The organism is Sulfurimonas sp. (assembly GCF_032250635.1).
GTDB lineage: Bacteria > Campylobacterota > Campylobacteria > Campylobacterales > Sulfurimonadaceae > Sulfurimonas.
The window spans coordinates 1-4,988 of sequence record NZ_JAVVFL010000164.1 but is presented as its reverse complement, the minus strand read 5'-3'; the positions used below and the strand labels follow the sequence as shown (position 1 = coordinate 4,988).

Below are 4,988 nucleotides of genomic sequence, written 5' to 3'. Positions count from 1 at the left end.
GATGACTAAAATAACTAAAAAGTATAAATATTTCCTAATATAAGCCAAACCGCTAATTACATTTTCTGACCAAAAAAGAGACAACAAACTAAAGCCGATAAAGGCAAGAAAATATAAAATGACACTATTTGATTTTATAAACTCTACTTTTTTGCTAAAATTATTTGAAAATAACCATAAAATAAAAAGCAAAGCTGTTAATATTGAAATGCCAGCTCTTGAAATCGGTAGCAAAAAAGCATACAAAATAAAGATATAGTTTATGTAATCATTTATGGTTATATTTTTTAATTTTTGTACTCTAGTTCTTAAGGCAAGTTTATTCATTTTAAAAGTTTCTTTGCAATTTTTACTATTTCCTCAGACTTTATCTCACATATGGAAAAGTCATTTTTGTTCAGTTTGTAGTGGTTTACTTCACTTTTTGATTTAATAACTTTGTTTATAGGTGTTACATAGACGCGATTTGTCGGAGTCGGACCGAAAATGGTAATGGACGGTATGTTTAGTCCCCATGCCATGTGAGTAGGTCCCGTATCATTTCCTATAAGCAGAGAGCATTTTGATATAACATACTTTAGCTCATCCAAAGAGCCGCGAGGCAATACATGTAAAAACTCAGATTGCTCCTGTATCCAGAGTGCTTTTAGATACTCCTCTTCGCTTCCCCAAACTATAAATGTTTCTGTTTTTAAAGCTTCGGCAATCTCTACAAACTTCTCTTTTGGGTAGTTTCTGCTCTCCCACGTCGAGCCTATGACAAAAATATTGAAAACATCAGGAAGATTTTTTACATGTGAGGCTGAAAATAAAAACTTCTCTTTGTTTAGGATTTTTTCGCTTGTGACCTTTATGCCCAGTGGCTCACAGATGACGGTCGCATTTCTCTCTATTGTGTTTGCATCGTAAGCTATGTGGACTTTCTTGTTGTAAAAAAGAGATGCAATACCCTCTCGAATTGACTCTTTGTCAAATCCTGCAATAGTTTTTGCCCCTATGATTCTAGAGACAATAGCTGACTTTAAAAGTCCTTGAGCATCGATGACAATATCGTAGTTGTTTTTTGAGTAGCTTTTTAAAATTTTGTATTGATTGAAAATCTCACTTTTTTTCTTTTTTATGGACTTCAGGTTTATGGGCAGGATATTATCTATATGCGGATTGTTCTCTAACACCCCTCTAAATCCACTCTCAATCACCCAGTCTATTTGAGCATCAGGAATCTCTTTTTTTATAAATTGCAAGGCTACCATTGCGTGAATGATGTCCCCCATTGCTGATAGTTTTACGATACATATTTTCATAAACGAATTCTACATAACTATTGATGAAAACAAGATAATATCCAAGATGTTTTTCTTTTTTGGATAAAATACGCCAGAAAAGAAAGACTGGAAATAATTATTGAGAAAAATTTTTAAACGCTATCTGCCATATCTAAAAGATTATAAACTGCAATATTTTTTAGTTTTTATCGGGATACTCCTGACGGTCAGTGCCACTGCTGCAACGGCGCATATTATGAAGCCTTTGATGGATGAGATGTTTATTGCCAAAAAAGAGGAGATGCTTTATCTAATCCCTTTTGGCTTGATTGGAATATATCTATTTAAGGCAATAGGCAGGTATGTCCAGACTGTTTACATGAACTATATCGGTCAACACGTAATCACAAGATTTCGTGAGATGTTGCTTGATAAAATGATAAATCTCGACATGAGTTTTTTATATTTAAATCGTAGCGGTGAACTTATATCTAGAGTCACAAGCGATATAGACCGTATTCGATACTTTGTGTCAAAAATGCTTCCAGATCTTTTGAGTGAAAGTCTGACTGTCATCGCCCTTGTAGGGTACACTATTTATTTAAATCCGCTTTTGGCTTTTTACTCCCTAGTTGTTCTCCCGGTTATTGTCTATCCAATTATTTTAATAGCTAAAAAACTTAAAAAGTACTCTCGCCGTTCACAAGAGAAAAATGCCGACGTTGTCACAAGGCTCACAGAAGTCTTCAACAATAGTGAAATCATAAAAGCAAATGCAACTGGGAAGTTTGAAATGGAGCGCTTTGGCGTTCAAAATTGGCAGTTTTTCAAGATAAATATGAAGTCGGTTTATGTCGGAACAATAGTTTCACCTATGATGGAGATTGTTGGAGCCATAGGACTTGCAGCTGTTATTTTTGTCGGCGGAAAAGAAGTTTACAATAACAACATGACAGTCGGCGAATTTACTGCTTTTTTAACCGCAGTAGGACTGGTCTTTCAGCCTATACGCCGTATAGGGTCAATTTACTCAAATATACAAGATGCACTAGCCGCAAGTGAGAGAGTTTTTGAGCTGCTTGATAGAGAAAATAAAATAGTAGACGGGCCAAAAGTTTTAGAAGATGACATCACGCATGTAGAGTTCAGGCATGTAAAACTAAAGTATGATGACTTTTACGCTTTGGACGATGTAAGCGTCGAGATAAAACAGGGGGAAAATATAGCGCTTGTGGGAGACAGCGGAGGCGGAAAAAGTACATTTATAAATATGCTACTTCGTTTTTATGACCCAGATGATGGTAAAGTGTTGGTAAACGGAACGAACATAAAAGAGTTTACGCAAGATTCGCTAAAACATCACATCTCTTTGGTAACACAGAGAATCTATATATTTCAAGACACACTTGCCGCAAATGTAGCTTATGGACAAGAGATAAATGAAGATAAAGTAAATGAAGCACTAAAATTGGCGGATGCTTCAAGTTTTGTTGCCTCGCTCGAGAATGGCATATATACCAAGATGGAGGAGTTTGGCTCAAACCTATCAGGCGGACAGAGACAAAGGGTGGCAATTGCAAGAGCCATTTATAAGCACTCCTCGGTTATTATTTTCGATGAAGCAACATCGGCTTTGGATAATGAGAGTGAAAAAAGAATCCAGATCGCTCTTGATGAGTACACAAAAGATAAAATTACTATAACAATCGCACATAGATTGGGCACTATTAAAAATGCAGATAAGATTTTAGTTATGCAAAAAGGCAAAATTATAGCAAGCGGAAAACATAGTGAACTTTTAGATAGTTGTGAGGTTTATCAGAGATTGGCAGGACAATTTGAGGAATAATGAAGAAATAGTTAAATAGTTTTGCAGTACAATTTGAGAAATGTATAATAAAAAAGGGAAAGATTCTGATTCAACTCTTTTTAATTCCGTAGAAACTACAGAGAAAATTCTATCGATATTGACGAAGAAATTTATTTTAAGATAGCAGAGGCAATCATCAGTGAAAAGTGACTTAAAAAATTTATTTATTGTAGGTACTCCATTGCAACTGTTGAACGCAATTGAAGCAGCAAAACAGTTTAAATTAGAGAATAATATATTGATTGTAGTCCATAGATCATTAGAAGCAAATAAAGTTCAAATTGAGACTTTAAAAAGTTTATACGATTGGGAAAAGATAATTGATATAGAGTATAGCCGTCATTCAAGTATATTTAAATACATCAATTTGGTAAAATATTTAAAAAAGCACAGTTATAAGTATATATTTATTTCAAAACTAGAAGTAGTTCCAAAAATAGTTATACCTAATGTAACCAAAGAGAATGTTTTTCTTTTGGATGACGGTGCATTAACAATTAAAATTTATGAAGAGCATATTAAGACAAATAAAATAAATAAGTATAATTTCAGAGAGTTAAGATTTTTATTTTTTGGACTAAAGATTAAGATTAGAGATAAAATTAATCTTTTTACATATTTTGATTTAGAGCCTGTCAATGACATTTTAGTAATTAAAAATAATTTGACTTTTCTAAAAGAGAGCTACTTGAAAAATGCAAAAAAAGATAATGATATCATCTACTTTGTGGGGCAACCCATATATGATACTATAGGCATTGACAGTTACATTAAAAATTTAGAAAAATTAATAAAGAGCAGTAACAAAAAAGTAGTTTATATTCCTCATCGTGGAGAAAAAAAAGATTTTTTACTGCTGCTCTCTTCCCTTAATAATCCACTATTGACAATACTGGAGATAGGAATGCCTATTGAGATGTACTTTTTACAAAATGGAATCTATCCGTCTCGCATCATATCGTATTATTCCACGGCATTAACAACCCTAGATATTATTTATGATGACTGTGAGATTAATCCTATCCGCGTTCCCGATAGTTTCTTTAGTCATAATAAAATTTTAAGCAAAGCATTAAATGTATTTTATAAACACTTTGATGAGAGTAAAATTATATTGTATGATAAAATATGAATTTGAAAAATATGCTAAAAAATGAATAAAACTCAGAAAAGAAGATACCTGTTTTTTGTATCCCAAGACTATAGCTTTGCCGTATTGAGACCGCTTCAGCAGAAAATACTGATGCAAGGTGATGAGGCAAAATGGTTTATGTACGGGGATGAGATAAACATAGATTATTTGCGCGCAGATGAAGTCAGATTGTTTAGTATCGAAGAGGTTATTGACTATCAGCCAGATGCAGTTTTTGTTCCCGGAAATGTGATTCCGTCATTTATTCCTGGGCTAAAAGTTGAGGTTTTTCACGGTTTGCCGAGTGCAAAAGTAAAAAAGAACGGGCAGTTGTATCACTATATTATCAGGGGAATGTTTGACCTATACTGTACACAAGGTCCAAGTTCGACGCAGAAGTTTCAAGAGCTTGCAAAACAGTATGGTTTTTTCAATGTGGAAGAGACCGGCTGGTGTAAACTTGACCCTCTGTTTCCGTTAGAAAAAATAGACGAGAACTCAAAACAAAAGTCAATCTTTTTTGCTTCAACATTTAGTCCTAGATTTTCAAAAGCAAAAATTTTATATCCTCTTATTCTTGATATGATGAAAAAATATGATTTTAATTGGTATATTACCTTGCATCCAAAAATGAATTCAAGCATAGTAGAGCTGTACAAATCGATAGATTTGCCAAATGTGCAATTTGTTGAGTCAACTGAATTGATTGAAAGTTTTAAGA

Annotated in this window: 5 protein-coding genes; 3 read left to right on the top strand and 2 right to left on the bottom strand. The window is 33.5% G+C overall.

Features of this window, described 5'->3' with window-relative positions:
* Nucleotides 1-327: hypothetical protein (locus RQ763_RS09460; RefSeq protein ID WP_314152608.1), on the bottom strand; the 327-nt coding region annotated here is incomplete at its 3' end.
* Nucleotides 324-1,304 (bottom strand): lipopolysaccharide heptosyltransferase I, encoded by a 981-nt coding sequence (gene waaC / locus RQ763_RS09455; protein ID WP_314152607.1) that lies wholly within the window; start codon nucleotides 1,302-1,304, stop codon nucleotides 324-326. The genes waaC and RQ763_RS09460, both read right to left, overlap by 4 nt.
* A gap of 100 nt (nucleotides 1,305-1,404) precedes the next feature.
* Here waaC and RQ763_RS09450 point away from each other — a divergent pair, with 100 nt between their 5' ends.
* The 3 genes from RQ763_RS09450 to RQ763_RS09440 all read left to right on the top strand — a co-directional run.
* Nucleotides 1,405-3,114, top strand: a complete 1,710-nt coding sequence (locus tag RQ763_RS09450; protein WP_314152605.1) for an ABC transporter ATP-binding protein — start codon at nucleotides 1,405-1,407, stop codon at nucleotides 3,112-3,114.
* A gap of 160 nt (nucleotides 3,115-3,274) precedes the next feature.
* A complete protein-coding gene (locus RQ763_RS09445; RefSeq protein ID WP_314152604.1) occupies nucleotides 3,275-4,267 on the top strand; it encodes a hypothetical protein in 993 nt (330 codons plus the stop codon).
* Between the two features lie 21 nt (nucleotides 4,268-4,288).
* Nucleotides 4,289-4,988, top strand: a 700-nt coding sequence (locus RQ763_RS09440) for a hypothetical protein (protein WP_314152603.1), incomplete at its 3' end; no start/stop codon positions are given.

What these genes read in the sequence shown, in the direction of transcription:
- waaC (WP_314152607.1), bottom strand. Translation starts at nt 1,304, where the DNA reads ATGAAAATATGTATCGTAAAACTATCAGCAATGGGGGACATCATTCAC.